At 64.1% G+C, this 24,507-nt stretch carries 28 protein-coding genes and 2 pseudogenes; 23 read left to right on the plus strand and 7 right to left on the minus strand.

Annotated features, from left to right (window positions below):
* Positions 1-89: 89 nt before the first annotated feature.
* From EY713_RS02725 to EY713_RS22645, 19 genes and pseudogenes are all read left to right on the plus strand, one after another.
* A complete protein-coding gene (locus EY713_RS02725; protein WP_245572868.1) occupies positions 90-734 on the plus strand; it encodes a carbohydrate ABC transporter permease in 645 nt (214 codons plus the stop codon).
* Positions 731-949, plus strand: a complete 219-nt coding sequence (locus EY713_RS23055) for an ABC transporter permease family protein (protein WP_245572869.1) — start codon at positions 731-733, stop codon at positions 947-949. The genes EY713_RS02725 and EY713_RS23055 overlap by 4 nt, the downstream gene beginning before the upstream one ends.
* Complete coding sequence (locus EY713_RS02730; protein ID WP_131113450.1) at positions 946-1,911, plus strand: carbohydrate ABC transporter permease; 966 nt, start codon at positions 946-948, stop codon at positions 1,909-1,911. The genes EY713_RS23055 and EY713_RS02730 overlap by 4 nt, the downstream gene beginning before the upstream one ends.
* A complete protein-coding gene (locus EY713_RS02735) occupies positions 1,908-3,005 on the plus strand; it encodes an ABC transporter ATP-binding protein (protein ID WP_131113451.1) in 1,098 nt (365 codons plus the stop codon). The genes EY713_RS02730 and EY713_RS02735 overlap by 4 nt, the downstream gene beginning before the upstream one ends.
* Positions 3,005-4,066 carry an ABC transporter ATP-binding protein gene (locus tag EY713_RS02740; protein ID WP_131113452.1) on the plus strand — a complete coding sequence of 354 codons (1,062 nt, stop codon included), beginning with the start codon at positions 3,005-3,007 and terminating at the stop codon, positions 4,064-4,066. Before EY713_RS02735 ends, EY713_RS02740 begins: the two co-directional genes overlap by 1 nt.
* Positions 4,067-4,083: 17 nt before the next feature.
* Positions 4,084-5,175, plus strand: coding sequence for a Gfo/Idh/MocA family protein (locus EY713_RS02745; RefSeq protein ID WP_131113453.1), 1,092 nt, complete (start codon positions 4,084-4,086; stop codon positions 5,173-5,175).
* A 21-nt stretch (positions 5,176-5,196) separates the two neighbouring features.
* Positions 5,197-6,111 (plus strand): sugar phosphate isomerase/epimerase family protein, encoded by a 915-nt coding sequence (locus tag EY713_RS02750; RefSeq protein ID WP_131113454.1) that lies wholly within the window; start codon positions 5,197-5,199, stop codon positions 6,109-6,111.
* A gap of 56 nt (positions 6,112-6,167) precedes the next feature.
* Positions 6,168-7,091: an ABC transporter permease gene (locus EY713_RS02755; RefSeq protein WP_245572870.1), complete on the plus strand. Its 924-nt coding sequence runs from the start codon at positions 6,168-6,170 to the stop codon at positions 7,089-7,091.
* Between the two features lie 24 nt (positions 7,092-7,115).
* Positions 7,116-8,093: a sugar ABC transporter substrate-binding protein gene (locus EY713_RS02760; RefSeq protein WP_131113455.1), complete on the plus strand. Its 978-nt coding sequence runs from the start codon at positions 7,116-7,118 to the stop codon at positions 8,091-8,093.
* Positions 8,094-8,104: 11 nt separating this feature from the next.
* Positions 8,105-9,634 (plus strand): sugar ABC transporter ATP-binding protein, encoded by a 1,530-nt coding sequence (locus EY713_RS02765; protein WP_245572871.1) that lies wholly within the window; start codon positions 8,105-8,107, stop codon positions 9,632-9,634.
* Positions 9,627-10,805 (plus strand): aldose 1-epimerase family protein, encoded by a 1,179-nt coding sequence (locus tag EY713_RS02770; RefSeq protein ID WP_131113456.1) that lies wholly within the window; start codon positions 9,627-9,629, stop codon positions 10,803-10,805. The genes EY713_RS02765 and EY713_RS02770 overlap by 8 nt, the downstream gene beginning before the upstream one ends.
* A 134-nt stretch (positions 10,806-10,939) precedes the next feature.
* The gene (locus EY713_RS02775) at positions 10,940-12,052 is read left to right on the plus strand and encodes a fatty acid desaturase family protein (protein ID WP_131113457.1); all 1,113 of its coding nucleotides are present in this window, start codon (positions 10,940-10,942) and stop codon (positions 12,050-12,052) included.
* Between the two features lie 66 nt (positions 12,053-12,118).
* A complete protein-coding gene (locus EY713_RS02780; protein WP_131113458.1) occupies positions 12,119-12,433 on the plus strand; it encodes a MocE family 2Fe-2S type ferredoxin in 315 nt (104 codons plus the stop codon).
* Positions 12,434-12,480: 47 nt separating this feature from the next.
* Entirely contained in the window at positions 12,481-13,740 is a 1,260-nt protein-coding gene (locus EY713_RS02785; protein ID WP_131119195.1) for an NAD(P)/FAD-dependent oxidoreductase, read from the plus strand.
* Between the two features lie 66 nt (positions 13,741-13,806).
* Complete coding sequence (locus EY713_RS02790; RefSeq protein ID WP_131113459.1) at positions 13,807-14,601, plus strand: creatininase family protein; 795 nt, start codon at positions 13,807-13,809, stop codon at positions 14,599-14,601.
* A 36-nt stretch (positions 14,602-14,637) separates the two neighbouring features.
* Positions 14,638-15,660, plus strand: a complete 1,023-nt coding sequence (locus EY713_RS02795; RefSeq protein ID WP_131113460.1) for an aldo/keto reductase — start codon at positions 14,638-14,640, stop codon at positions 15,658-15,660.
* Between the two features lie 21 nt (positions 15,661-15,681).
* Positions 15,682-15,837 (plus strand): annotated as a pseudogene (locus EY713_RS02800) (substrate-binding domain-containing protein); the annotation flags it as partial.
* 51 nt (positions 15,838-15,888) lie between these two features.
* A pseudogene (locus EY713_RS23060) lies at positions 15,889-16,143 on the plus strand (carbohydrate ABC transporter permease); the annotation flags it as partial.
* Positions 16,144-16,159: 16 nt separating this feature from the next.
* Entirely contained in the window at positions 16,160-16,402 is a 243-nt protein-coding gene (locus EY713_RS22645; RefSeq protein WP_165491005.1) for a hypothetical protein, read from the plus strand.
* A 158-nt stretch (positions 16,403-16,560) separates the two neighbouring features.
* On the opposite strand, the gene EY713_RS02810 is transcribed toward EY713_RS22645, so the two are convergent.
* The 4 genes from EY713_RS02810 to EY713_RS22655 all read right to left on the minus strand — a co-directional run bounded on the left by EY713_RS02810 (position 16,561) and on the right by EY713_RS22655 (position 17,654).
* Positions 16,561-16,779, minus strand: coding sequence for a hypothetical protein (locus EY713_RS02810; protein ID WP_131113461.1), 219 nt, complete (start codon positions 16,777-16,779; stop codon positions 16,561-16,563).
* Between the two features lie 113 nt (positions 16,780-16,892).
* Positions 16,893-17,084, minus strand: a complete 192-nt coding sequence (locus EY713_RS02815) for a hypothetical protein (RefSeq protein ID WP_131119197.1) — start codon at positions 17,082-17,084, stop codon at positions 16,893-16,895.
* Positions 17,085-17,147: 63 nt separating this feature from the next.
* Positions 17,148-17,321: a hypothetical protein gene (locus EY713_RS22650; protein WP_165491006.1), complete on the minus strand. Its 174-nt coding sequence runs from the start codon at positions 17,319-17,321 to the stop codon at positions 17,148-17,150.
* A gap of 99 nt (positions 17,322-17,420) precedes the next feature.
* Positions 17,421-17,654: a hypothetical protein gene (locus tag EY713_RS22655; protein WP_165491007.1), complete on the minus strand. Its 234-nt coding sequence runs from the start codon at positions 17,652-17,654 to the stop codon at positions 17,421-17,423.
* Positions 17,655-17,771: 117 nt separating this feature from the next.
* Between EY713_RS22655 and EY713_RS22660 the strand changes: the two genes are divergently transcribed.
* Positions 17,772-18,242 carry an ureidoglycolate lyase gene (locus EY713_RS22660; RefSeq protein WP_165491008.1) on the plus strand — a complete coding sequence of 157 codons (471 nt, stop codon included), beginning with the start codon at positions 17,772-17,774 and terminating at the stop codon, positions 18,240-18,242.
* 9 nt (positions 18,243-18,251) lie between these two features.
* Here the strand turns inward: EY713_RS22660 and efp are convergent, their stop codons facing one another.
* Positions 18,252-18,818, minus strand: coding sequence for an elongation factor P (gene efp, locus EY713_RS02825; protein ID WP_131113463.1), 567 nt, complete (start codon positions 18,816-18,818; stop codon positions 18,252-18,254).
* A 150-nt stretch (positions 18,819-18,968) separates the two neighbouring features.
* Here efp and epmA point away from each other — a divergent pair, with 150 nt between their 5' ends.
* From epmA to thpR, 3 genes are all read left to right on the plus strand, one after another.
* A complete protein-coding gene (gene epmA, locus EY713_RS02830) occupies positions 18,969-20,012 on the plus strand; it encodes an EF-P lysine aminoacylase EpmA (RefSeq protein ID WP_131113464.1) in 1,044 nt (347 codons plus the stop codon).
* Positions 20,009-21,058, plus strand: a complete 1,050-nt coding sequence (locus EY713_RS02835; protein WP_131113465.1) for a lysine-2,3-aminomutase-like protein — start codon at positions 20,009-20,011, stop codon at positions 21,056-21,058. The genes epmA and EY713_RS02835 overlap by 4 nt, the downstream gene beginning before the upstream one ends.
* A 97-nt stretch (positions 21,059-21,155) precedes the next feature.
* A complete protein-coding gene (gene thpR / locus EY713_RS02840) occupies positions 21,156-21,686 on the plus strand; it encodes an RNA 2',3'-cyclic phosphodiesterase (protein ID WP_131113466.1) in 531 nt (176 codons plus the stop codon).
* Between the two features lie 65 nt (positions 21,687-21,751).
* On the opposite strand, the gene EY713_RS02845 is transcribed toward thpR, so the two are convergent.
* Together EY713_RS02845 and argJ are read right to left on the minus strand one after the other, a co-directional pair.
* Positions 21,752-23,083, minus strand: coding sequence for an outer membrane protein (locus tag EY713_RS02845; protein ID WP_131113467.1), 1,332 nt, complete (start codon positions 23,081-23,083; stop codon positions 21,752-21,754).
* A 147-nt stretch (positions 23,084-23,230) separates the two neighbouring features.
* Complete coding sequence (gene argJ, locus EY713_RS02850) at positions 23,231-24,478, minus strand: bifunctional glutamate N-acetyltransferase/amino-acid acetyltransferase ArgJ (protein ID WP_131113468.1); 1,248 nt, start codon at positions 24,476-24,478, stop codon at positions 23,231-23,233.
* Between the last annotated feature and the right edge of the window lie 29 nt (positions 24,479-24,507).

The following is a 24,507-nucleotide window of genomic DNA, read 5'->3' on the forward strand; positions in this document are numbered from 1 at the left end:
CGAGAGCGGCCAAGGCTCGCAACCCCCACGGCGTGCGCCGACCCCGCAACCACCTCCCCTCGCGGGAGCGTTTGCCCCTAGGACCCCGCATGCAGCGTTCCATCGCCTTCGAGATCTTCCGCTACGCCGCGATCGCGGTCGCGCTGTCGATCACGCTCGTGCCCATCCTTTGGATGATCTCGATGGCGTTCAAGCCCATCAACGAATGGAGCACCACGGGGGCAGAGCTCACGTGGTGGCCGCGGCGTCCAACCTGGGACAATTTCCGCTTCATCTTCGGCCAGTCGTCGACGGCGCTGATCGTCGCGCTGGAGAAGACCGCGCTGAAGCCGATCGCGGCGTCGTTGCTCGCCTCCGTGTTCGGGACGATGATCGCCATGGTGTGCGGCACGGCGGCGGCCTACGGCTTGTCGCGGTTCGGGTCGGGCCAGAATCTGCCGCTCGCGCTGATCCAGCTGCGGCTGTTTCCGCCGATGGCTGTGATGATCCCGATCATGATCATGTGGGCCGCCCTCGGTATGATCGACACCTGGTGGGGGCTGGCGCTCGTTTACGGCATCGTGACTCTGCCGTTCGCATTCTGGCTGATGAAAACGTTCTTCGACGAAATGCCGCGCGAGATCGAGGAAGCGGCGCTGGTGGAGGGTTGCTCGCGCTGGCGCGTGTTCACCCGCATCACGCTGCCGATCATGCGGGCCCCCTGGCGAGTTCCGCGCTCTTCGTGTTCATCTTGAACTGGTCGGACTACCTGATCGGATTGCTGCTCACCCAAAAGGAGTGGGTGACGATCCCGGTCTACATGGCGTCCCTGTCGTCCTCCATGACGGGCCAGCTTTATGGCGCCAAGGCTGCGCTGGGCCTCATTGCCGCCATCCCGCCGGTCGTGCTCGGCGTGGCGATCCAGAAGCACCTGGTCCGCGGCTTGACCTTCGGGGCCCTCAAGCAATGAGCGCCGTCTCCACATCCACGGCCGCGAGCGTGGCCCCGGCGCCTCGGCGCGGCAGCGCGACGATGGACAGGGAGGGGCGGACGCTCGGGTTCCGCCTGACGCTTCCCACGCAGCTGCTGATCCTGTTCATCTCGGTCTTCCCGCTGCTGATGCAGCTCTACATCAGCGTCACGGACTGGTCGCCGCTCGAAGGCACGGGCTGGTGGAACGCTTATCGGCTGTGGAACGGCTTGGCCAATTACAGCGACCTGCTGCACGACATGCGCCTTTGGAAGGCCTTAGGGCGAACCGCCTTCGTGATGGCCGTGTGCGTGCCGGCGGAGTTTCTCATCGGCCTCTTTCTCGCGACCCTGTTCATCGACGATTTTCGTGGCAAGCGCGTGTTCTACTCGATCCTGCTGATGCCGATGATGGTCGTACCGGCCGTCACGGGGTATATGTTCTTCATCCTGTTTCAGTCCGGCGGCCCGATCAACGCGCTGCTGTCGACCTTGACCGGACAAGACATCCGCCTTGCCTGGCTGTCCGACCCGAGCCTCGCGCTCGTGGCCGTGATGCTTGCCGATATCTGGCAGTGGACACCCTTGATGTTTCTGATCCTGCTCGCCGGTCTCGTCGGCGTGCCGGACGATCAACTCAAGGCAGCGACCCTGCTCGGCGCCTCCTGGTGGTACCGTTTCCGCACCATCATGCTGCCACGCACCAAGACGATCATCATCATCGCTTTAGCGATCCGCGTCATCGAAGCCTTCAAGATCTTCGACACGTTGTTCATCATGACCGGGGGTGGACCCGGCGTCGCCACCGAGACCATCTCGGTCTATATTTACAAGATCACCACGAATGACCTGATCTGGGGCTATGTCGCCGCGATCGCGCTCGCGATCCTGATCTCCCTGTCGGTCCTCACGGTATTTGCCATGAAGCGCCTCGAGGCGGCCCGCATCGGAGCCGCCCGATGACCGAGATCCGGCTCGAACACCTCGTCAAGCGGTTCGGCGACTTCACGGCTCTGAAGACGATGGACCTCACGATCGCGGACGGCGAGTTCATGGCGCTGCTCGGCCCTTCGGGCTGCGGCAAGTCGACCACGATGAATATGATCGCCGGCATGGAGGCCCCGAGCGAGGGGCGCATCCTGTTCGACGACCGCCCCATGAAAGGCGTGCCCATGGCGCGGCGCGGCGTGGGCTTCGTGTTTCAGAACTACGCGATCTTTACCCATCTTAGCGTCAGCCAGAACCTCGCTTACGGCCTGATGGCGCAGGGGCGCCCGCGGCATGAAGTCGAGCGGCGCGTGATGGCGATCGCCGATCTGCTGCAACTCACTCCCTTGCTCGACAGAAAGTCGGCGGGCCTGTCTGTCAACATTCTCCAACGGCTCGCCATCGGGCGCTCGGCCGTGATGGAACCGGCGATCTTCCTGCTCGACGAACCACTGTCCAACGTCGATGCCGCCTTCCGGGCCGTGATGCGCACCGAGCTCAAGCACCTGCAACGCCAGTTCCGCCAGACCATGGTCTATGTCACGCATGACCAGCTCGAAGCTATGACCATGGCCGATCGCATCGCCGTGATGGATCACGGGGTGCTCCAGCAGGTCGGCACACCGCTCGACGTGTATAACCATCCCGCGAACCTCTTCGTCGCCCGCTTCATCGGCTCGCCGGGCATGAACCTGCTGCCTGGCACCCTCGTCCAAAGCGATCGCGGACTTGTGGCCGACCTCGGCCCCTTGGGCCGGACGGCACCGTTTCCCGCCGACCGCGCCGCGGCTCTGCTGCGGAGCGCGGCATCTGACGTCGTTATCGGGTTCCGCCCCGAGGAGGTCACGCTCGCGTCGGAGGGCCCTGGATTGCGCGGCGCCATCACCGTCGTCGAGCGCATCGGGCCCCGCACGATCGTGCATATCGGGTCGGGCACCGAGACCGTGAAGGTCGTGACCGATGCCGGCGCGGCCGCCACAGCGGGCGACATGGTGACGATCCAGCCCCATCCAGCCTCGGTGCGGCTGTTCGATGCCGTGACCGGCCAGACGATCACGGAGCCCCGCTGATGGCCGAGATCGCCTTTCACAACGTCACCAAGAGCTTCGGAGAGATCGTCGCGGTTGATAACGTCTCGTTCACGGTCGAGACCAACGAGTTCTTCTGCTTCTTCGGGCCGCCCTCGTCGGGCAAGTCCACCATCCTGCGGCTGATGCTCGGCCTTGAAACTCCCGACGCGGGCGACATCCTGATCGACGGAAAACCGGTCACGATGATCGGGCCTGCGGCGCGCAACGTCGCCATGGTGTTCCAGAACCTCGCCTTGTTCCCGCATATGACCGCGCGCGACAACATCCGGTTTCCGCTGGTCGAGCGGAAGGTGCCCGAGGCGCAGATCGCGGCGCGGCTCGCGACCGTGGTGGAAAAGCTCCACATCGGACACATCCTGCACAAGCCGCCGGCGCAACTGTCGGGGGGCGAGCGGCAGCGCGTGGCGATCGCCCGCGCCCTGGTGCGCGACCCAGTCGCCTACCTAATGGACGATCCCCTGTCGGCGCTCGATGCTCGGCTGCGGGAGGAGACCCGCGTCGAGCTGAAGCGACTTCAGCGCGACCTCGGCCACACGCTGATTTACGTGACGCACGACCAGGAGGAGGCCATGTCGGTGGCCGACCGCATGGCCATCCTCGATCACGGCAGGGTCAGCCAGATCGGTGCGCCGCAGGATATCTACGAGCGCCCCGTTAACCGCTATGTGGCGAGCCTTGTCGGTGCGCCCACGATGAACATCCTGCACCGCGATCGCCGGACGGACGGATCGAGCCAAGCCGCCGGGGGCGCCATCCTGCTGCCCGTCGCGACCCTACCGGACGACGCGAGCGAGATCGGCATCCGGCCCGAGGACCTGCGTGTCGCGGCCCCGGATGCCCCGACTGGCGCATCGGCCCGGGTCTTCGAGGTCGAGCCACTCGGCGGCTTCACGGTGGTGACGATCGAGGCCGCCGGGACGCTGCTGAAAGCGCTGATGCGGGGACAGCCGCGCGTCAGGGTTAACGACGCCGTCGGGATCACGGTGGATCCACGCGCCGTGCATGCTTTTGCATCCGACGGCCGAGCGCTGGCCCGATGACGAGCGAGGAGAGACAGATGGGCGATGCGTTGGGGTTCAGGCCGGACGTTGCGGTCCGCTGCCGTGACTACGCGATCGGGTGCATCGGCGCCGGCATGATCATGGCCGAGTGCCATCTCGCGGCCTACAAGGAGGCCGGCTTTCCGGTGACCGCGATCGCCTCGCGGACGCAGGAAAGGGCCGCCAAAATCGCCGCGCGCTGGGGTATCCCGACCGTTCACGACACCCCTCACGCATTGATCGAGGATGCGCGGATCGCGATTATCGATCTCGCCTTCCCGCCCGACCAGCAGCCGGCCCTGATCCGGCATGCGCTGACGCAGCCCCACATCAAGGCGATTCTGGCCCAAAAGCCGCTGGCCCTGTCGCTTGCCGAGGCCATTGCCCTGCGCGACGAGGCGAAGGCCGCCGGCAAGATCCTGTCGGTCAACCAGAACATGCGCTTCGATCAGTCGATGCGCGTGTTGAAGCAGATCATCGACGGCGACGAGCTCGGCGACATCGTCTTCGCCCAGATCGACATGCACGCGATCCCGCACTGGCAGCCGTTTCTGGCCAATTACGACCGGCTGACGCTGGCCAATATGAGCGTGCATCACCTCGACGTGCTGCGCTACCTGTTCGGCGACCCCGACGAGATCACTACGCAGACCCGCAAGGACCCGCGGACCCGCTTCGATCACGCCGACGGCATTACGGTATCGACGCTGCGGTTTCCCTCGGGTCTGCTGGCCGTGTCGATCGAGGATGTGTGGTCGGGGCCGCATCAGGAGGGCTACCGAGACGACCAGCATATCGGCTGGCGGGTCGAGGGCCTGGCCGGCACCGCCAAGGGCACGATCGGCTGGCCGACCGGCACCGCCTCGACCCTTCGCTATGCCTCGACCCGGACCACGGACGGCCAGTGGCGCGAACCAAGCTGGGAGACCATGTGGTTCCCCGGCGCCTTCATCGGCGTGATGGAGCAGCTGCAATATGCCGTGAAGAGCGGCGACGACCCGGTGCTCTCGGTGGCCGACAACGTCAAGACGATGGCTCTTGTCGAGGCTGGCTACCGGTCCATCGCCGAGGGCCGCACGGTCAAGCTGTCCGAAATCGCGATCAACTGAACCTCAGGAGGGACCACGATAATGATGCAATCCGGGATTTTCACGGGCTACTTCCCCTACGGTCTCCAGGAGACTGCCAAGCGGATCCGTAGCCACGGCTTCAACACCGTGCAGCTCGATCTGCATTTCAAAGATATCGATCTCGGCGCGGGAGAGATCACCAAGGACAAGGCCAAGACGGTGCGTGATGCCTTCCGGGCCAACGACCTGCCAATCTCCTGCATCTCCGGCTACACCAATATCATCCACCCCGATCTCGACCACCGTAAAGCCAATGTCGATCGCCTGAAGGAGATTATCCGCAACGCGCGCGCCTTCGGAACGCCTTACGTCATCTCCGAGACCGGCACCTACAATACCGAATCCGAATGGATGAGCGACCCGAAGAACAAGTCGGAAGAAGGCTTCGAGATGTGCCGCAAGATCATCGCGGAACTTGCTCAGGAGGCCTACGACCACGGGTCGATGTTCCTGCTCGAAACCTATGTGAACAACGTCGTCGGATCGGTGGAGGAAACCGTGCGGATGTTTGCACAGGTGGACCATCCCGGGCTCGGCCTGCTGATGGATCCGACCAACTACTTCGAAAGCCACAATATCGACGCCATGGACAAGGTGCTGAACCAAGTGTTCGACACCCTCGCGGACAAGATCAAGATCGCCCATGCCAAGGATGTGGCGCGCGCCGGTGATGATAAGAGCGAGAAGCATGCGGATATCGGCGACGACGATGCCCTCGCGTCCCACACGTTCCGCGGCGTTGGCGAGATCGTGCTCAACGCGCCGGGCACGGGCTCGCTGAACTACGATCTCTATCTGCAGCGCCTCGGCGAGAAACACCCCAACATCGCGGTCATCGTCGAGCATCTCAATGAGGCGGATGTGCCTCGGTCGAAGAAGTTTCTGGACGACAAATTCAGCGCAAACAGCCTGTGACCACCCTGCCCTCACGGTTGATGACAGCGGCGCCGCTGCGGTGGACGAAAGCCTTGATGGGCCAGCGCGAGACGTCCGTCGCGCTGATGATCCTGCTCGTGGTCGTCTACCTCAGCTTTGCCAACCCGTTCTTCCTGACGCCCCGCAACCTGCTCAACGTGGGGCGCCAGGCCTCGGTGGTCGCGATCGTGGCGCTCGGCGAAGCGCTCGTCATCATCGCCCGGGGGCTCGACCTCTCGGTCGGCTCGACGCTCGGCCTTGCGGCCGTCGTCGCGGCCTATGTCGACCGAACGGCTGGCAGTGCCGTGATGGCGCTGCTGGCAGGCCTTGGCGTCGGCGGCCTCACGGGCCTCGTCAACGGCACGCTGTTCACCCGGCTCAATATCAACCCGTTCATCGCGACCCTTGGCACCTTGTCGGTGGCACGTGGTCTCGCGCTGCTGATGACAGGCGGTATTCCGATCCCGTTCACGGCTGGTTTCGCCGACTTCCTCGGGGCTGGGCGTTTCTACACCGTGCCGATCTCGCTGATCCTGATGATCGTCCTCGCGATCGTGTTTCACATCTTCGCCTCACGGACCAGGATCGGGCGCAACATCTACGCGATCGGCGACAGTCCTGCCGCGGCCCGTCTGGCCGGCATCGATGTCGAAGGCACGCGATTGCTGGTCTTCATCCTGTGCGGCTTGTTGGCGGGACTCGGCGGCATCATTCTGTCGGGTAACCTCGCCAGCGCCAACCCGGACCTCGGCCGCGGCTATGAGCTCGATGTCATCGCAGCCGTGATCCTCGGCGGCACCGCGCTTGCGGGCGGTCGGGGCTCCATCCTCGGCGTCGTGCTTGGCGCTTTGCTGATGGCGCTGCTCAGCAATGGCTTCGTGTTGCTGGGCATCTCGGCCCATTGGCAGATCGTCTGCAAAGGTCTCGTCATCATCCTGGCCGTCGGTATCGACGGCATCCGGCGTGGCCGGGACGATTAACAAACAACATCTGGGGGGACCGACATGAATTTAACCAGGCGTATCCTGATCATCACTGCCACCGCTGGCCTGCTGGCCGGCACTTCCGGCCTGAAGGCGGCCGAACTGCCCAAGGGCGGTACGGTCGAGGCCGTCACCAACGCGAAGGGTCCGCTGAAGATCGCGTTCCTGTCGTTCCAGAACAATCCGTTCTGGGTGCCGGTGACGGAGGGCGCAAAAGCGGCCGCAGACTATCTCAAGGCCCAGAACGTCAAGGTCGACTACGTCGACCTGGGCGACAGCCTCAATGCGGAAGCCGTGATTGCCGGCATCGAAGGGGCGGTCGCTCAGAAATACGACGGCATCGTCACGGTCCCGATCTTCGACGGCACCGAACGGGCCATCAACGAGGCAGCGGATGCCGGCGTTCCGGTCTTCAACATCATCGCGGAAGGCTCCGTGCCCTCGAAGCGGATCGCATTCATGGGTCAGGACGCCATCGCGGCCGGCCAGCAGCTCGGCGCCTTCATGGTCAAGAAGCTTGGCGGCAAGGGGAAGATCGGGGTGATCACCGGCTATTTCGGCGCCGTCCAGCACAATAATCGCATGAAAGGCGCGATCGACTACATCAAGGCCAACGCCCCCGGCATCACGATCGTCGGACCGTTCGAGAACCAGGACAAAGCGGAGGTCGCCTACTCGCTGGTGCAAGACATGGTGACAGCCAATCCGGACCTCTCGCTGGTTTATGTCACCGCAGGCGGCCCATTCGGCGCCGCCAAGGCCATCAAGGACCTTGGCCTGGTCGGCAAGGTCGGCGTGGTCGGCTTCGACCATACACCCGACAATATGGCCTACCTGAAGACGGGGGAGATGTACGCGCTGATCGACCAAGCGCCGTTCCAGCAAGCCTTTGACTCGACCGTGACGCTCTACAATACGCTCGTAACCGGCAAGCCGCCCGCCGAGAAAATCATTGCGGTCAAGGGGCACATCATCACCCCGGCCGGTCCTCTCGACTGACCGCAGCCGCCATGACCGCTGCCATTCTCGACATTAAAGGCATCACGAAACGTTTCGGCGAGACGGCGATCCTGCACGGGATCGATCTCACGATCAGGCCGGGCGAGATCATCGGCCTCATCGGCGAGAACGGCGCCGGCAAATCCACGCTGATGAACATCATAGCGGGCAAGCTGCGCCCCACGGCCGGTACCCTCACGTTCGACGGCGTGCCGATGGACCTCGACGGCATCGGCCACGGACAGGCGCTCGGGGTCCGCTTCGTCCACCAGGAGTTGTCCACGGCGGGGTCTCTCAGTGTGGCGGAGAACATCTTCCTGGGGCGCTACCTCGCCAATAAGGCGGGGTTCGTCGACCGTAAACGACTGAACGCCGAGGCCCGGCGCGTTCTCGCACGCGTTGGACTCGATGCGATTGAGCCCGGCGTGCGGCTCGGTACCCTGCGCAGCGGCGAACAGCAGCTTGTCGAACTCGCCAAAGCGATCGCCGAGGAGCCCCGCCTCCTGATCCTCGACGAGCCGACCTCCTCGCTGACCCCCGTCGAGGGCGAGCGCCTCTTTTCCCTCGCGCATGAACTTGCCGCCAAAGGCACCGGCCTGATCTTCATCACGCATCGGCTCGAGGAAGCGCTCGCCCATTGCGATCGCATCGTGGTGCTGCGCGACGGGCGCCTGATCGTCGACCTGCCGGCCAGGACTGCGACCAAGTCCGATCTCATCCTTCACATGGTCGGGCGACCCACGACCTTCGCCTACCGGCCGCACGGACGGATCGAGACGACCACCCGTCTGATCGTTCGCAACCTCGCCGACGCGAGCCATCTCAAGGGGATCGACCTCGAGGCTAGGGGAGGCGAAGTCGTGGGACTCTTCGGCCTCGTCGGCGCCGGCCGCACGGAGTTCCTCGAAACGCTCTACGGTTACCGGGCAGCGCGCTCGGGCTCGGTCACGGTTGACGGGGCACCGCTGGCACTCGGCCGGGTCGGGCAGGCGGTACGCCGCGGCCTCTTCATGCTGCCCGAGGGCCGCAAAACGCGCGGCATCCTTCCGACCCATTCGGTGCGCCGCAACATCAGCGTCAGCGGATTATTTGGGTTCAGCCGCCTCGGTTTCGTCAATCGCCGCGCCGAAGCGGCCGCGGTGAGACGCCTCAGCGCCGCGCTGAACATCCGCATGGCGGACGATAGCCAGCCGATCACGGCCCTGTCGGGCGGCAATCAGCAGAAGGCCCTGTTCGCGCGGGCCCTGCTGGCGGCCCCCAAGGTGCTGCTGCTCGACGAGCCGACCCACGGGGTCGATGTCGGCGCCAAGGCCGAGATCTACGACATTATCAGCCGGCTCGCCGCCGCGGGGACGACCGTGCTGATGGCCTCCTCCGAACTGCCCGAGATCCTCGCGGTCGCTGATCGCTGCCTGGTTTTCGCGGGGGGACGGATCGCCGCCGATCTCGACCGCGCGGGGATGAGCGAGGAGAGCATCCTCGCCGGGGCCTTCGCGAGTGCCCCGAGCGAACGGCTTGCGGGGAGCGACGTCCATGGTTGAGCTCTACGGACGGATCTTGACGCGGCGCGACCTCGCCGAACGTTCCGGCGCGCTGTCGCAATTCGCCGGCGTGCGGCTCATGACGCTTGGCGATGGGGTGGAGCGCGGGATCCGGGTGCTCGAGTTCCGTACGGGCACCGGCCTGCGCTTTACCGCGCTGGTGGACCGCGCGCTCGACATCGGCGACTGCGAGATTCGGGGTCAGGCGATCGGCTGGCATTCGCCGAGCGGGTTTCGGCACCCCGGCCTGCACGAACCCGAGGGCGAGGCGGGGCTCGGCTGGCTCCGCTCCTTCTCCGGGCTGCTCGTCACAGGCGGGCTGGATCATATCCTCGGTCCGGCCGAGGTGTCGGCCGAAACCTACCACTATCCCGGTCGTTCGTCGGTCCGTCATGGCCTGCATGGCCGGCTCAGCGCCATTCCGGCCCGCCTGAGCGGTTATGGCGAGCGCTGGGAGGACGAACGGTGCGTGCTATGGGCCGAGGGCGTCATGCAGCAATCCACCGTGTTCGGGGAGGATCTTCACCTTCATCGCCGGATCGAGGCCGATGTCGGCGGATCAGAGATCCGCATCACCGACCGGGTCGAAAACCACGGCTTTGCCCGCACGCCGCACATGTTGTTCTACCACGTGAACCTCGGCTATCCTCTGCTCGACAAGGGCGCGCGCTTTGCGGCCCCTATCCGCTACGTGGTCTGGGCGTCCCACGCCGGCCCGGACTATCGGCGCCAAGCCGTCGGCTACCGGCGAATGCCCGACCCGCGTCCCGATTTCCGCGAGCAGGTCTGGCAACACGATCTCGCCGCTGACGACCAAGGCTGGACGTCAGCCGCCCTCATCAACGACCGCCTGGGCCTCGGCTTCGAGATCCGCACGCGCAAGGCGCAGTTACCCTGCACCTATGAGTGGCAGAACTTCCAGTCCGGCCACTACACGATAGGCATCGAGCCTTCGACCCATCACGTGCTGGGTGACGCCGCCGCACGCGAGCGAGGTGAAATGATCTGGCTGGAGCACGGCGACGAGCGACACTACGACGCTGTGTTCCGCCTCGTCGACGGCGCCGAGGCGATCGCCCAGTTTGACACCCGTGTCACGTCTTTGGGCAGCCAACCCGACGAGGACTATCCGGCACCCTCGAACGACTTCCCAAATCTGTCGCACCGTTGATCTTGCGTCTACAACTGATGTAAATTGCCGCATCTAGCTTGACGATAACATCATATAAGATCATAAATCATCAGATATCATCGATCTCGGCCGCACTGCGCTGCAAGATCCATTGATTTTAAAGAAAGGCGACTATGGTGAGCGCTGCCGCCGAGACCCTCGCGAAGCCACGGCGTGATTACAGCCTCGTCGGCGAGAGCACCCGGTCCGCCATCGAGACCGGGCTGGCCTCTGCCGAGTGGTATCATACCGATGTGCCGCGCAAGACCATGAAGGCGCTGATGCAGCGCTCCGATGGGCCCGCGATTCGGGACACCACGATCTGGATCGCGGCCCTGCTTGTCTCGGCCGCGGGTGGCGTTGCGTTGTGGGGAAGCGTGTGGTGCGTGCCCTGCTTCTTCGTCTACGGCACGCTCTATGGCTCGGCGAGCGACTCTCGATGGCACGAGTGCGGTCACGGCACCGCTTTCAAGACGCGCTGGATGAACGATGTCGTCTATCGGATCGCCAGCTTCATGCTGATGCGCAATCCGGTGACCTGGCGCTGGAGCCATGCTCGCCACCACACCGATACGAGCATCGTCGGGCGGGATGCCGAGATCGCCGTGATGCGGCCGCCCGATCTGGCGCGCACCGTCGCGAATTTTGTCGGCCTGTTCGACACGTGGCATTCGATGAAGGCGCTGCTCAAAAACGCCGTCGGAACAATCACCGAAGATGAGCAGAGCTTCATCCCGGAGATGGAACGGCGCAAGGCTATCGACGCCGCGCGGCTTCACATCGCCATTTACGCCGTGACGCTGGTGCTGGCGCTGGTCCTGCGATCCTGGCTCCCCCTGATGCTGATCGGTCTGCCTCGCCTTTACGGCTGCTGGCACATGGTCCTGGTGGGCCTGCTGCAGCACGGCGGCCTTGCCGACAATGTTGTGGACCACCGGCTGAACTCGCGCACCGTGTATATGAACCCGGTCAGTCGCTTTATCTACTGGAACATGAATTACCACGTGGAACACCACATGTTTCCGATGGTGCCTTACCATGCGCTGCCGCAGCTTCATGAGCTCATCAAGCATGATTTGCCGGCTCCGAATGCTTCGATCCTGGACGCATACCGCGAGATGGTGCCCGCTTTTCTGCGGCAGTTGCGCAACGAGGATTATTTCGTGAAGCGCGAACTGCCTCCGACGGCGCGGCCCTACCGCGAAGACTTCCACGCGATGAATGCTTTGCCTGCCGCTGCTGAATAGACCGTCAGACCGGAGCGCCGCAGGGTGCCAGGCCTGTCAAGATCAAAACCTGAGGAAGGAACCGAGATGGCCGACTGGGTCGACGCTTGCGCGGCAGGCGACATCGACGAAGAGGATGTGATCCGCTGGGATCACGCCGGCCGCACCTTTGCGATCTATCGCTCACCCGACGACGAATATTTCGCGACTGATGGACTATGCACCCACGAGCGCATCCATCTCGCCGAAGGGCTGGTGATGGACGACATCATCGAGTGCCCCAAGCACAATGGACGGTTCAACTACAAGACCGGCTTGGCCAAGGGGGCTCCGGTCTGCATCAACCTGCAGACCTACGCGGTGCGTGTCGAGGCCGGGAGAGTGCTGGTTCAGGTCGGGTAATGAGCGCGGCATCGAGCGGAGCACATGTCGTGACTGGGAATGACGGCATGGTGATCGTCGGCGCCGGAGATTGCGGCGTCCGCGCTGCCGTGGCGCTGCGCGACCTCGGCCATGTCGGGCCAATCACCCTCGCCGGGGCGGAGCGCCATCACCCTTATGAGCGCCCTCCGCTCTCGAAGACGACCTTGGATAACAGCGCCGACCCCCTGCCGAAATACATCGTGACGCCCGAGCGCCTGGCCACGGCAGATATTCGCTTGTGTACGTCCGTGACTGCCGAGGCCATCGATCGAACCCGCAAGCTGCTGCGGCTCGACGACGGCTCCGTGCTGGCCTACCGCAAGCTGCTGCTTGCGACCGGGGCCAGACCACGGCCGCTGCCGATGGCGGTTGGCCTGGCACGCTGCGTCACCCTTAGAACCTTTGACGATGCCCTGGCGCTCCGCGCTCATCTGCGCCCCGGCCGCCGTTTGGCGGTTGTCGGCGGCGGCTTCATCGGGCTGGAGTTGGCCGCGATGGCGCGCGAGGCCGGGGTCGACGTGACCGTGATCGAGGCGCTTCCGCGCATTCTTCAGCGCGGCGTTCCTCCCGCCATCGCGGCAGCCATCCATGCCCGCCATATGGCGGCTGGCGTCGTCATCCGCTGCGGGCATGCCATCACGAGCATGGTCGAGAATGAAACCGGCCTTCACATCACGCTGGCGGACGGCGACATGCTCATGGCGGACATCGCCGTGATCGGCATCGGTGCCTTGCCCAACACGGCTTTGGCCGAGGCGGCAGGCCTCACGATCGACAACGGTATCGCGGTCGACGACTGCCTCACGACGAGCGACCCCGACATTCTGGCGGCCGGGGACTGCTGCTCCTTCCCGCTCGCGCTCTACGGTGGCCGCCGCGTCCGATTGGAATCGTGGCGCAACGCGCAGGAGCAGGGTGCGCTGGCGGCCGGCACCATGATGGGGCAACACGACGCCCATCGGGCGGTACCCTGGTTCTGGTCCGACCAGTATGAACTCGGCTTGCAGATCGCGGGGCTAGCCGATGAGGCCGTCGACGTCGTGCGTCGCGACCTCGGGCCTGACGCGTTCCTCCTGTTCCATCTCGCGGCCGATGGTCGGCTCCTGGCGGCGAGTGGCCTTGGACCGGGCAACACTGTCGCCCGCGACATCCGGCTCGCCGAGATGCTGATTGCGCGAAGGGCACACCCCCCGCGCGACGCGCTGGCCGATCCCGGCGTTAAGCTGAAATCCCTCGTCGTGGCCGAGTCGCCTGCTGCGAGACATCTGGAAGGCGTCGTCACATGACATGCGGATCGTGCAGGCGGATCGAACCCATCCACCTCGACGCAGCGACAGCCGAGAGGTGTGCCCATGATTGAGACGGTGCGGTGGGAACGGCTGAAGCCCGAAGAGTTCGACCGCCGGATGGCGCAAAAACCCGTCGTCTATCTGCCACTCGGCCTCTGCGAGCCGCACGGCCATATCGCGCCCTTCGGACTGGACACGATCAAGGCCGAATATCTCTGCGACGCGGCGGCGCGGCGCTTCGGCGGCATCGTGGCGCCGACCCAAAGCTATCATATCCATGAGACCGGCTATCACGCGCCATGGCTGCGCGCCGTCATGGGCGACATCAATCCGCGTCTGGCCGCGTTGCCGCCGCATGTCGTCCTCGAGACCTTCCTGTACCAGCTTCGTGCCTTTCGGAATGCGGGCTTCGCGGCCGCCGTCGTGGTCTCAGGCCATCATGGCGGCAACCAGTTCGACCTGCGAACTGTGGCCGACGCCTTTTCGGCCGCCTACCCGTTCGAGATCTTCGCCTGCAGCGATCCGGAGCTCGTCGAGGGGGTCTATGAGGGGGATCACGCCGGCTACTACGAAGTGTCGCAGCTTCTGGCGATCGAGCCCGACCTCATCGACCTGTCGCGCGCCGGCCGGGTGGAGACGGACCCGCTTGGCCGCTTCGCGCAAAACCCCGACGCGGCTGACGGCAATGCCGAGGCCGGCCGCCACATGCTCGACCTCGCGGTCGAACGCCTGGGGCAGGTTGTGGCCGGCTTCTCCCTTACGTCCACGCAGGCCCGCTTCATTCCGATGGACGCCATCGAGCCAATCTGGGCCGCGATCGCGGCCTCCCGGGCCCACTGGCGGACCCTCAACGCCTGACGCTCGCTTCACTCGCACTGTTGAAGGCTCATCACGATGCATACCGCGCTCTTTCCTCGCACCGGCGACCGGGTCAGCCGTCTGGGCTTCGGCGCCATGGGCTTCGCCGGCTGGTTCGGCGCGCAGTCGGAGGCGGATCACATTCGCGCCCTGCATTATGCCTTGGATCGGGGTATCAATTTCATCGATACGGCGCGTGCCTATGGCGAGTCTGAAATGATCCTAGGACGCGGCCTCAAGCAATGGCGGGGCCCTAAGCCGTTTGTCGCCACCAAAGTCGAAGGGCTGGCGGGGGGCCCGCAATGGAGCACGAGTGTTCCGGTCGCGCTGTCACTGCCCAAGGGGCAAGTCACGGCGAGTTGCGAGGCGTCGTTGCGCGCGCTCGGGACGGACGCGATCGACCTCCTCCAACTCCATGCCTATTGGCCGGGTTGGGGCCACGAGGGCGATTGGATGGACGAATTGCGCGCCCTCAAGGCGGCCGGCAAGGTCCGGGCGATCGGCATTTCGGTGCCGGACCACCGTTCCGACATGGCGCTGCCGCTCGTCATGAGCGGCACGATCGATGCCGTGCAGACCGTGATCAACATCTTCGATCCGCAGGCGCTTGAAAACCTCGTGCCCTGCTGCCAACAGCATGGGGTCGGGGTCATCGCGCGCTGCATTCTCGACGAGGGCGGACTGACGGGCTTCCTGACGCTCGACACGGAGTTCGACAGCGGCGATTTCCGCAAAGGCTATTTCGACGACACGGTGCCGCGCGCTGTCTATCTCGCTAAGGTCGACGCCCTGAAGCAATATGTGCCGCAACAGGCCAGCAGCTTGGCGGCCTTGGCGCTCAAATTCGCGCTTCATCATCCGGGGGTCACCGTGGGCCTATCGTCCATGCACGAGCAGCGCTATGCCATGATGAACATCGCGGCCGCGGCCGAACCACCCCTGCGGCCAGAGATTTATAAGGCTTTGATGTTCAAGCACCGTTTCATCAAGGCCTTCATGGACGTGCGAAACTTCGCCGACCTCGATACGATTCCGGAGCCTGACGCGACCACGGCCTGAGCGGGGCGAGGCATGAGCCCACCCAATTGCATCTTCTCGGGGAACGATCAGATCGCACGCGGCATGGTCGATGCATTGCGCGAGTGCGGCCTGCGGGTGCCCGACGACGTCGCCGTGGTCGGCTTGCAAGATTGGAAGATCGTGGCTGCGGGTTCAAGGCCGCTGCTCGCGACGGTTTGACATGAACCTCGTCCGCTCGTGCGTAAGCCCGAAGCGCCAAGGGGCATGGCGCGGTTCTGGCTGATTACCCTGCCGCTTATCCGACGGACGAGCGCGCTATCCCTGATCCTCTCGGTCGCGGGCTCGGTGCTCACTTTGGACCAGTTTTACACCATTTTACGCTGGGGACCGAACAACCAGACGCTAACGACGGTCTACTAAAGCTTCGACCTGTCGTCCGTGTCCTTCAAGCTTAGCCGCGGGGCGGCGCTGTCCGTAGTGCTGCTCGCGATCCTGAGCGTCGCGCAACTGAACCTGCTTCGACCCCGGATGACCTCTGGTGAGCCTCGTATCCTCCGCGTCCAACCGTGTCCTGACCTTGCGTATAGCCGCCCGCTATGCCGTCGGCCTTGCAGCGGCGGGTGCTGTTCGTGGGACCTATCGCCTGGACAGGGTAGCCCAGCCTGGTGGGCTCGTGCCCATGCCGGCCGAGATCGAGGCAGATGTCGGCGGCGACTGGAACGGGACCTTAGATTGCTGCGACCGGCCCGCGTCGCTGAAGGCCGTGCCGTTTTTCGACTAGGAAAACGCGGGGCGGTCGCCATCGCGTGTGATTTGCCGGAGCCGCGTCCACCGTAAAACGCCTTGTAGCGGAAAGGCTGGAAGAGCTTTCGAAACGCCTCCGGCAGAGTGATCTCAAGTCGTTTGAGGCGGCGCGACGAAGCGGACCGTAATGCCATGTTAGCTGTCGTCTCCGTCGTTGAGGTCCTTGAGGCCGCCATAGGCACGGTCGATCAGCGCGTTGATGGCCGAGATCCGCGCCGCCTCGCTGTTGGCGTCGCGTGCCAATCGTGCAAGTTCGGCGATTGCATCGGGGATGTGGGCGCGGATCGAATCGCGGATCAGGGATGCGGCTTCGTCGAGCGGCTTCGGTCGCTTGCGCGAGATGCGAGGCGGCATGTCGGCCTCTCTGGTCGGGTGTTTGAAATGAAAAACCCCGGCAGCTAGAAAGCTCCGGGGTCTCAACCGCAACTCTGCAGTGAAGCTATATACACCAGATCAGCCGACCAAAGTCAACCAGAAGTTGCGGATGATTGTCGACGGCGAGAAAATTTCTTCATCGCCACGAGCGCCCAAATGGCTTCCACCAGGCCGAACGGCCATGCACCTTGCAAAAAGCCGTAAGTTGACCCGAGAACACAAGCCGCAGAAAAGCCGAGCGTGAACCACGGACTGCGGTCTTCGACGGCATAAAAGAGCAGCATGGCACTGACGGCGACGAGGCCGAACAGGGTCAGCGCGTCAAACGACAACAGTGGAACCGGCGGTTAGCGACGCGTTTCGGTCGCGGGCAGATATTGTGCATATTTGGCCTGCAGCTCGTCGCGCTCCTGGATGATTGCGAGATAAGCCTGCTTGGCCTCGGCCGAAACCGTGACGCTCTTCCCCTTGTCGCCCTTACGGCGTGGGATTTTTTTGAACTGCTCGGGTTGATCGTTCATGGTCGCTGTCTCCGGTGCCGCGGTGCACCATACAGCAAATGTCGAGACAGCGCTCCCACATACGCGGTTTTTTAAAGCTTAACGCCAGGAAGGATGCCTTTAATCCTTGGGCATATTTTCGCGTTCGGCCGCCGTGATGTCGTCGAGCGGGGTCGGACGAGCGGCTTCGGCCGAAAATTCGCCCATGTTCGGAACGTCGAGAACCGATCCCTGCCCATCTTCCGTCACGATCTCGTCTGCCGACACACCGCCGACAGGCGTGGTCCCAGAGGCGCGGCGGCTTTCGACCGGAGCGGTGTCGCGATCGTCCGGAACGCTGGTCTTGCTCGTCATGGCTTCACTCCCTTGTGTCGCCAATGCGGTCGCCGGCGTGGAGTTCCCGGATTGACGGCGAGGCTGCGACAGCGCATCCCCGCCATCACGGTTTTTGTCACGCGAGCGAGCAGGGTCATGCGCATCATCAACGTCACGGATCTGACCGGCGAGGCCTTCGAGGCCTATGGCGAAGTGGTCGTTCCGGCCCGGATCACCACGCGGGTGGATCGCGTCGCCCGGCTCGAGAATAAGCGGGACCATGCCGAGCCCAACCTGTTTATGGTCACAACCACAACGACGAGCGTGCCGCATCGTTTCGACAAGATGGAGAGCCATCCGGATTCGAGCCAGACGTTTTTGCCCTTCGCAGCGACCCCGATCCTGATCGCGGTCGCGCTGCCCGGCCCGGATGGGCAGCCGAACCTATCGACCCTGAAGGGCTTTCTCGCCTCGGGAGCTGGGTTCAGCTATCGCGCCGGCGTGTGGCATCTGCCACTGGCCAGCCTGGGCGAGCCGGTGGCGGCGGCCGGCTTCATGTATGAAGACGGCACACCGCGCGATTGCGTCTGGGCGGACGTCGAGCCCGTGACGCTGGTGCGCGACTAGCCGAGCCGATCAGTCCTTGGCGCGTTCGACATAGGAGCCGTCCTCGGTCAGGATCACGACACGGGTGCCGGGCTGAATATGCGGCGGCACCATCGTCTTGCCTCCATTCGAAAGCTTGGCGGGCTTGTAGGACGAGGACGCGGTCTGCCCCTTGAAAGCCGGCTCGGTTTCCGTGATCTCGACGGTGATGCGGGCCGGAAACTGGATCGCGACCGGAATATCGTTGAAGAGGCTGAGCATCACCTTCATGCCCTCTTGCAGGTAGAGGGTCTGATCGCCGATGACGTCGTTCGGCACGACGACCTGATCGTAGTTTTCCGAATTCATGAAGGTATAGCCTTCCCCGTCCTCATAGAGATAGCTGAACTCGCGGTCCTCGACGAAAGCGCGTTCGACCTGCTCGGTGGTCTTGTAACGATCCGTGATCTTCACGCCGTCGCTGATACGCCGCATATCGATCTGGGTCGTCGGCGTGCCTTTGCCGGGGTGGAAGCTTTCGGCCGTGAGAACGATGTAGAGCTGATTGTCCTTTTCGACGACGTTGCCCTTGCGGAGCGAGCTGGCGATGACTTTCACGAAACTGGTCCTTGATGCATAGATGAACGACGAAACGGCGGAAAGCGACCGAGCCTTGCGGCCGATCGCGAGTGGCCGGCACCATACCGAATTCCGCTTGTATTGCCAGTGCGCTCGGCGCCGGCTCGATGGTCCTGAGGATTGACGCGTTTGATTGAAGCCTCCCCCTGGTGGGACCCCGCACGGTTTGCGGATCGCAGACCCGTCCTGCACGCGCGTGGACAGGTGACGGTGGCGCTGCGCCAATGGTTCGCAACTACGGGCTTCACAGAGGTCGAGACAGCACTTCTGCAAGTATCCCCGGGCAACGAAACGCATCTTCACGCGCTGTCGACCGCGATCCATGCGCCAGACGGCGCCCCCCTTCCGCTGCACCTGCATACATCGCCCGAATTTGCGATGAAGAAGCTTCTGGCTGCGGGAGAGGACAGGATCTTCACGCTCGCCCGCGTGTTCCGGGATCGCGAGCGTGGTCCGCTGCATCACCCTGAATTCACGATGCTCGAATGGTATCGGGCCCGCGAGCCTTACGAACGCCTGATGGAGGATTGCACGGCTCTCCTCCGGCTCGCCTCGTCGATCACCGGCGCGACGCGCTGGCATTGGCGCGGCCGCGACGCCGATCCGCTCGCGACGCCAGACCGCGTGAGTGTCAGCAGGGCCTTCGAGCTCTATGCCGGCATCGACATCGACGCGACGCTTCGACCAGATGGCGCAGATCGCGGCGCCCTGGCGGCCGCTGCCCGGCAAGCCGGCGTTCAGATCGCCGCTGATGACGATTGGTCGGACATTTTCAGCCGGATTTTGGTCGAGCGTATCGAGCCGCACCTCGGAATTGGCCGCGCCACGATCCTCGATCGCTACCCGAGTGTCGAGGCGGCGCTGGCCCGCTCTTGCGCCGACGACCCCCGCTTTGCCGAACGCTTCGAACTCTATGTCTGCGGCGTCGAACTCGCCAACGGCTTTGGCGAACTCATCGACGCGGCCGAGCAGCGGCGCCGCTTCCAGGCCGCGATGACGGAACGACTGCGACGTTACGGATCGACCTATCCGATCGACGAGGATTTCATCGCCGCGCTCGCGCATATGCCGCCGGCCAGCGGCATCGCGCTCGGGTTCGATCGGTTGGTCATGCTGGCGGCCGGCGCAACCCATATCGAGCAAGTGCTTTGGACCCCGGTGGCGGGGCGATGAGCGAGACGCTCCGCAGCCCCTCCGCCTTGGCCGACGCCGGACTTCTCGCCCCCGATGCCGTCATGGCCCTGACCGAGATCGCGTCACGCTATGCCGTCGCGCTCACGCCGACCCTTGCGGCCTTGATCGATCCCGCCGACCCCGCAGATCCCATCGCCCGCCAATTTCTACCGAGCCTCGCCGAACGCGACACGACGCCAGACGAGCGCGCCGACCCGATCGGCGACGAGGCTCACACGCCGGTGCCCGGCATCGTCCACCGCTACCCTGATCGCGTCTTGCTCAAGCTCCTTCATATCTGCCCGGTCTATTGCCGGTTCTGCTTCCGCCGCGAAGTGGTCGGGCCGGGCGAGCAGGCGGTGCTGCCGCCGGAGGCGGTCGAGGCGGCGCTCGACTATATCGCGGCTCATGGCGAGATCTGGGAGGTCATTCTGACAGGCGGTGACCCGCTCATGCTATCGCCGCGCCGGCTCGACGCCATCATGCGGCGGCTCGCGTGCATCGCACATGTGCGGATCGTGCGGCTGCATACGCGCGTTCCGGTGGCCGATCCGGCTCGGATCAATGCAGAGCTCATCGCGGCACTTCAATCATCGCGGAAGACCGTTTACGTGGCGCTTCACGCCAATCATTCGCGCGAACTTACCCTCGAGGCCGGAGCGGCCTGCGATCGGTTGATCGACGGGGGCTTCGTCATGGTCAGCCAGACCGTGTTGCTGCGCAGCGTCAATGACAGCGTGGACGCGCTGGCGGATCTGATGCGACGCTTCGTCGAACTCCGTATCAAGCCCTATTACCTCCATCACGGCGATCTGGCGCCAGGGACGAGCCATTTCCGTGTGGGATTGGCGGAAGGGCAAGCCCTGGTTACGGCGTTGCGCGGGCATGTATCGGGGCTCTGTCAACCGACTTACGTGCTCGATCTCCCGGGTGGATTTGGCAAAGTCTCGGCATCCCGCGCGAGCCTGTCGCCGCGCGACGACGGCCGCTTCGACATCGAGGATTTTAGGGGCCAAGCGCACGTCTATCCGCCATCAACACCTTGATTACGCGGTGTAGAACCCCGTTGTTGAGGCTTGGCGAGGTTGCACGACGGAGGGCGCCTCCCTAAGCTTTTACCCGATGCAATGCAGGAGGTGGGTCATGCCGCGCTTGTTCACGGGCCTCGAAATCCCTCCCGAACTCGCGGCCGAACTGGCCTCCATGCGAGGTGGCTTGTTCGGCGCACGCTGGATCGACGTCGAAAATTATCATCTCACCTTGCGGTTCATTGGCGACATCGACGACGCGACCGCCAATGACATCGATCTCGAACTCGGCCGGATCCGGCGCGCTCCCTTCGAGGTCACGCTGCAGGGTTTAGGCTTCTTTGGCGGCGACAAGCCCCGCGCTATCGTGGCCAAAGGGCAAGCCGTCCACCCCCTCATCGAATTACAGGCCGAACAGGAACGGCTGATCCGGCGGGTCGGCCTGCCACCAGAACCGCGCAAGTTCACGCCACACGTGACGCTGGCTCGGTTGCGCGGCGCCTCGACCATGGCGGTTGCAGACTATCTTGGCGCTCGCGGATTTCTGAGCAGACGCTTCCAGGCCGATCGTTTCGTCTTGTTCTCGTCGCGCGATTCAGTCGGCGGGGGGCCCTATGTGATCGAGGCGACCTACCCTCTCGGATAGGTCGCCTCGTCGTCAGATCACAAGACGATTGAAGCGACGGAGCGACGGCCCCGCCGCTCTGTTAGTTACTCGAAGTGGTAGGCGAGACCGGCGCGGACGATATTGCCGTCGCGCTTCTGGACGCAGTCGCAACCATTCAGATTGACGATCTTCGAGTTCGACTTGAACTCGTAGAGATCTTCGACGCGAAGGGAGACGCGCTCGCTCAAGCGGTAATCGAGACCACCGCCGACCGTCAGGGCATCGGTCGGAACGCGACCGCGCTCCGATCCGGTGACACGATCGATCTGCTCGCTGCGACCGAAGCCGACACCGGCCGCGACGAAGGGCAGGAAGCTGCCGAAGGCGTAACCGGCGCGACCGCGGATGTCGGCCTGGATGTAGTTGCGGTAGCTGACCGGGTCGGCCGATCCGGGCAGACGGCCGTTGCCGGTGAAGTCTGCAAAGGACGTGCTGGCATCGAAGCCGAGCATGTAATGACCGAACATGAAGTTTGTACCGGCGTAGATGCCGCCGAGACCGCCATCCGCATCGGTGTTGGTGGCGCCGACGCCCGCGGTGCGGGTATGCGCCGTTACGCTGCCGTAGCCGCCAAGGATACCACCGTATCCACCGGCCCAGTTCACGTCGCCGGCCTGATCGATATAGGCGCGCGGTGCATAATCACCGAAGCGATAGATCAAGGCGGCGCGGAAGAAGTTGCCGTCCGACTTGGTGCGGAACGTCTGGCCGTTGAACGCGTAGGTCGAGTTCGGCAGGTTCTGGTAGAGATATTCGGCGCGGAGGATGACCGGGCCGAGCGCCCAGCTCGGCAGGTTCGGGAACAGAGCCTGCGGATTAAGCTTATATTCGAGACCCGCGCCGACCGTCCAACCGACGGTGCGGTTCACTTGGCCGTAGTAGTTCGGAATGCGGTTGAGGCCGCCCGTGCCGTATTGATAGGTTTCGTTGACGACGGCGCCGCCGGCGATGAACGGCATGAAGTTGCCGAACTCGTAACCGAGCAAGCCGCGGAAGCGGATATCGTAAAGCGAGTCGGTCTCGCTCGGCGTCAAACCGACCTGGCCCGGGTTGATCTTGCGGATGACGTTGAGGTCGATCGAACCTTCGACACCGTAGACGATATGGCCGGACTGGAAATTATAGCCGACCAGCGCGCCGCCGGTCTGGCCGCTCGCGTTGACCGAACGTGAGGTCAACTGGCTGTTATGGTACGAATTGAAGCCGTAGCCGTAGGTGGTTCCGACGTAGACGCCGGACCAATCGTTGTAGTTGATCGGCGCAGCCGCGAAGACCGGAGGTGCGCTGCGGGACGGAAGGTCTGCTGCCTGGGCAAGAGCGGAACACGTCAGCAGGCCGACCAGTGTTCCAACACCCTTCACGATTGAATTACGCATGTTTGATTGGCCCGCCGCGAATGAAGTTGTGCATCACGGTACACCCAGCGGGCCGATGGCAAAACATTCAACGGGGACTTCAGTCACCTATCGGCACTGGTGTGACTTTTACGACGCAGATCCAGCGGTGACCGAACCGGCCAGATGTCAGGACCGATAATCGCCGTTGATTTCGATGTAGCCTTTGGTGAGGTCGCAGGTCCACATGGTGAAGCGCCCCTTGCCGAGACCGAGATCCGCCCGGATCGCGATCGTGTCGCCGCGCATGTAGGTCGAAACCGCCGCTTCGTCGTAAGTCGGGTCGCGCAGACCATCGACCGCCACGCGAATGTCGCCGAACCAGATCGCCAGTCGGTCCCGCTCGGCGCGTTCGCCGGCTTTGCCGACCGCCATGACGACACGCCCCCAATTCGCGTCCTCGCCAGCCACAGCGGTCTTAACGAGCGGGGAATTGGCAATCGACGCGGCGACGACCTTCGCGGCCGCATCCGTATCGGCGCCCGTCACGCGGACCTCGACGAACTTGCGGGCGCCCTCCCCGTCGCGCACGACCTGCTGGGCGAGATCGAGCGTCACGGTCCGCAGCGCGGCCTTGAAATCATCGAGGCGCGGATCCGTGGCGGTATCGATTGGGTGAACACCGCGCGAGCGGGCCGCGCCCGTGGCGAAAATCAGCAACGTATCGGATGTCGACGTGTCGCTATCGACCGTGATGGCGTTGAATGAGTGATCCACCGCTTCGACCAGCATGGACTGCAACGCCGGCGCCGCGATCGGCGCATCGGTGAACAGAAACGACAGCATCGTGGCCATGTCGGGTGCGATCATGCCGGCGCCCTTGGCGATCCCGTTCAGCCGCACTGGGATGCCGTCAATCATCGCCTCGGCCGTGGCCAGCTTCGGAAAGGTATCGGTCGTCATGATGGCACGCGCCGCCGCGACGATCCCGTCCTGCGTCGCTTCTCCGGCGAGGCGCTCGAGAACCCCCTCGAAGCGCGAGGCGTCCAGCGGCTCGCCGATTACACCGGTCGAGGCCAGGAAGACGCTTCCTTCGTCGATCCCGAGTGCCGCCACCGCGAGGTCGGCGGTGCGCTGCACGGCAGCAGCCCCGACACGACCCGTGAAGGCATTCGCATTGCCGGAATTCACCACCAAGGCCCGCGCTTTGCCGCCGGGCAGCATGCTGCGGCACCAATCGACCGGCGCGGAGGGACATTTCGACTTGGTCAACACACCAGCGACGGTGGTGCCCTCGTCGAACAGCACCAGCGTGACGTCCGTCCGGCCCTTGTAGCGGATGGCGGCTTCACCGGAGGCGAAACGCACACCGTCGATGGGCGCAACATCAGGAACGCTTTTGGGAGCCAGGGGAGAGATCGGAGCAGCCGCAGCCATGGAAGCGCCTCGTGACGGAAAGAAGGGGA

This window comes from Lichenihabitans psoromatis (assembly GCF_004323635.1).
Classification (GTDB): domain Bacteria; phylum Pseudomonadota; class Alphaproteobacteria; order Rhizobiales; family Beijerinckiaceae; genus Lichenihabitans; species Lichenihabitans psoromatis.

What these genes read in the sequence shown, in the direction of transcription:
- EY713_RS02730 (WP_131113450.1), top strand. Translation starts at nt 946, where the DNA reads ATGAGCGCCGTCTCCACATCCACGGCCGCGAGCGTGGCCCCGGCGCCT.
- EY713_RS02790 (WP_131113459.1), top strand. Translation starts at nt 13,807, where the DNA reads ATGATTGAGACGGTGCGGTGGGAACGGCTGAAGCCCGAAGAGTTCGAC.
- EY713_RS22660 (WP_165491008.1), top strand. Translation starts at nt 17,772, where the DNA reads ATGCGCATCATCAACGTCACGGATCTGACCGGCGAGGCCTTCGAGGCC.
- EY713_RS02815 (WP_131119197.1), bottom strand. Translation starts at nt 17,084, where the DNA reads ATGCTGCTCTTTTATGCCGTCGAAGACCGCAGTCCGTGGTTCACGCTC.
- EY713_RS02725 (WP_245572868.1), top strand. Translation starts at nt 90, where the DNA reads ATGCAGCGTTCCATCGCCTTCGAGATCTTCCGCTACGCCGCGATCGCG.
- EY713_RS22650 (WP_165491006.1), bottom strand. Translation starts at nt 17,321, where the DNA reads ATGAACGATCAACCCGAGCAGTTCAAAAAAATCCCACGCCGTAAGGGC.
- EY713_RS02765 (WP_245572871.1), top strand. Translation starts at nt 8,105, where the DNA reads ATGACCGCTGCCATTCTCGACATTAAAGGCATCACGAAACGTTTCGGC.
- EY713_RS22655 (WP_165491007.1), bottom strand. Translation starts at nt 17,654, where the DNA reads ATGACGAGCAAGACCAGCGTTCCGGACGATCGCGACACCGCTCCGGTC.
- EY713_RS02755 (WP_245572870.1), top strand. Translation starts at nt 6,168, where the DNA reads ATGGGCCAGCGCGAGACGTCCGTCGCGCTGATGATCCTGCTCGTGGTC.
- EY713_RS02810 (WP_131113461.1), bottom strand. Translation starts at nt 16,779, where the DNA reads ATGCCGCCTCGCATCTCGCGCAAGCGACCGAAGCCGCTCGACGAAGCC.
- EY713_RS02775 (WP_131113457.1), top strand. Translation starts at nt 10,940, where the DNA reads ATGGTGAGCGCTGCCGCCGAGACCCTCGCGAAGCCACGGCGTGATTAC.
- EY713_RS02750 (WP_131113454.1), top strand. Translation starts at nt 5,197, where the DNA reads ATGATGCAATCCGGGATTTTCACGGGCTACTTCCCCTACGGTCTCCAG.
- argJ (WP_131113468.1), bottom strand. Translation starts at nt 24,478, where the DNA reads ATGGCTGCGGCTGCTCCGATCTCTCCCCTGGCTCCCAAAAGCGTTCCT.
- EY713_RS02735 (WP_131113451.1), top strand. Translation starts at nt 1,908, where the DNA reads ATGACCGAGATCCGGCTCGAACACCTCGTCAAGCGGTTCGGCGACTTC.
- EY713_RS02785 (WP_131119195.1), top strand. Translation starts at nt 12,481, where the DNA reads ATGGTGATCGTCGGCGCCGGAGATTGCGGCGTCCGCGCTGCCGTGGCG.
- EY713_RS02835 (WP_131113465.1), top strand. Translation starts at nt 20,009, where the DNA reads ATGAGCGAGACGCTCCGCAGCCCCTCCGCCTTGGCCGACGCCGGACTT.
- EY713_RS02780 (WP_131113458.1), top strand. Translation starts at nt 12,119, where the DNA reads ATGGCCGACTGGGTCGACGCTTGCGCGGCAGGCGACATCGACGAAGAG.
- EY713_RS02745 (WP_131113453.1), top strand. Translation starts at nt 4,084, where the DNA reads ATGGGCGATGCGTTGGGGTTCAGGCCGGACGTTGCGGTCCGCTGCCGT.
- EY713_RS02795 (WP_131113460.1), top strand. Translation starts at nt 14,638, where the DNA reads ATGCATACCGCGCTCTTTCCTCGCACCGGCGACCGGGTCAGCCGTCTG.
- EY713_RS02760 (WP_131113455.1), top strand. Translation starts at nt 7,116, where the DNA reads ATGAATTTAACCAGGCGTATCCTGATCATCACTGCCACCGCTGGCCTG.
- thpR (WP_131113466.1), top strand. Translation starts at nt 21,156, where the DNA reads ATGCCGCGCTTGTTCACGGGCCTCGAAATCCCTCCCGAACTCGCGGCC.
- EY713_RS02845 (WP_131113467.1), bottom strand. Translation starts at nt 23,083, where the DNA reads ATGCGTAATTCAATCGTGAAGGGTGTTGGAACACTGGTCGGCCTGCTG.
- EY713_RS02770 (WP_131113456.1), top strand. Translation starts at nt 9,627, where the DNA reads ATGGTTGAGCTCTACGGACGGATCTTGACGCGGCGCGACCTCGCCGAA.
- EY713_RS02740 (WP_131113452.1), top strand. Translation starts at nt 3,005, where the DNA reads ATGGCCGAGATCGCCTTTCACAACGTCACCAAGAGCTTCGGAGAGATC.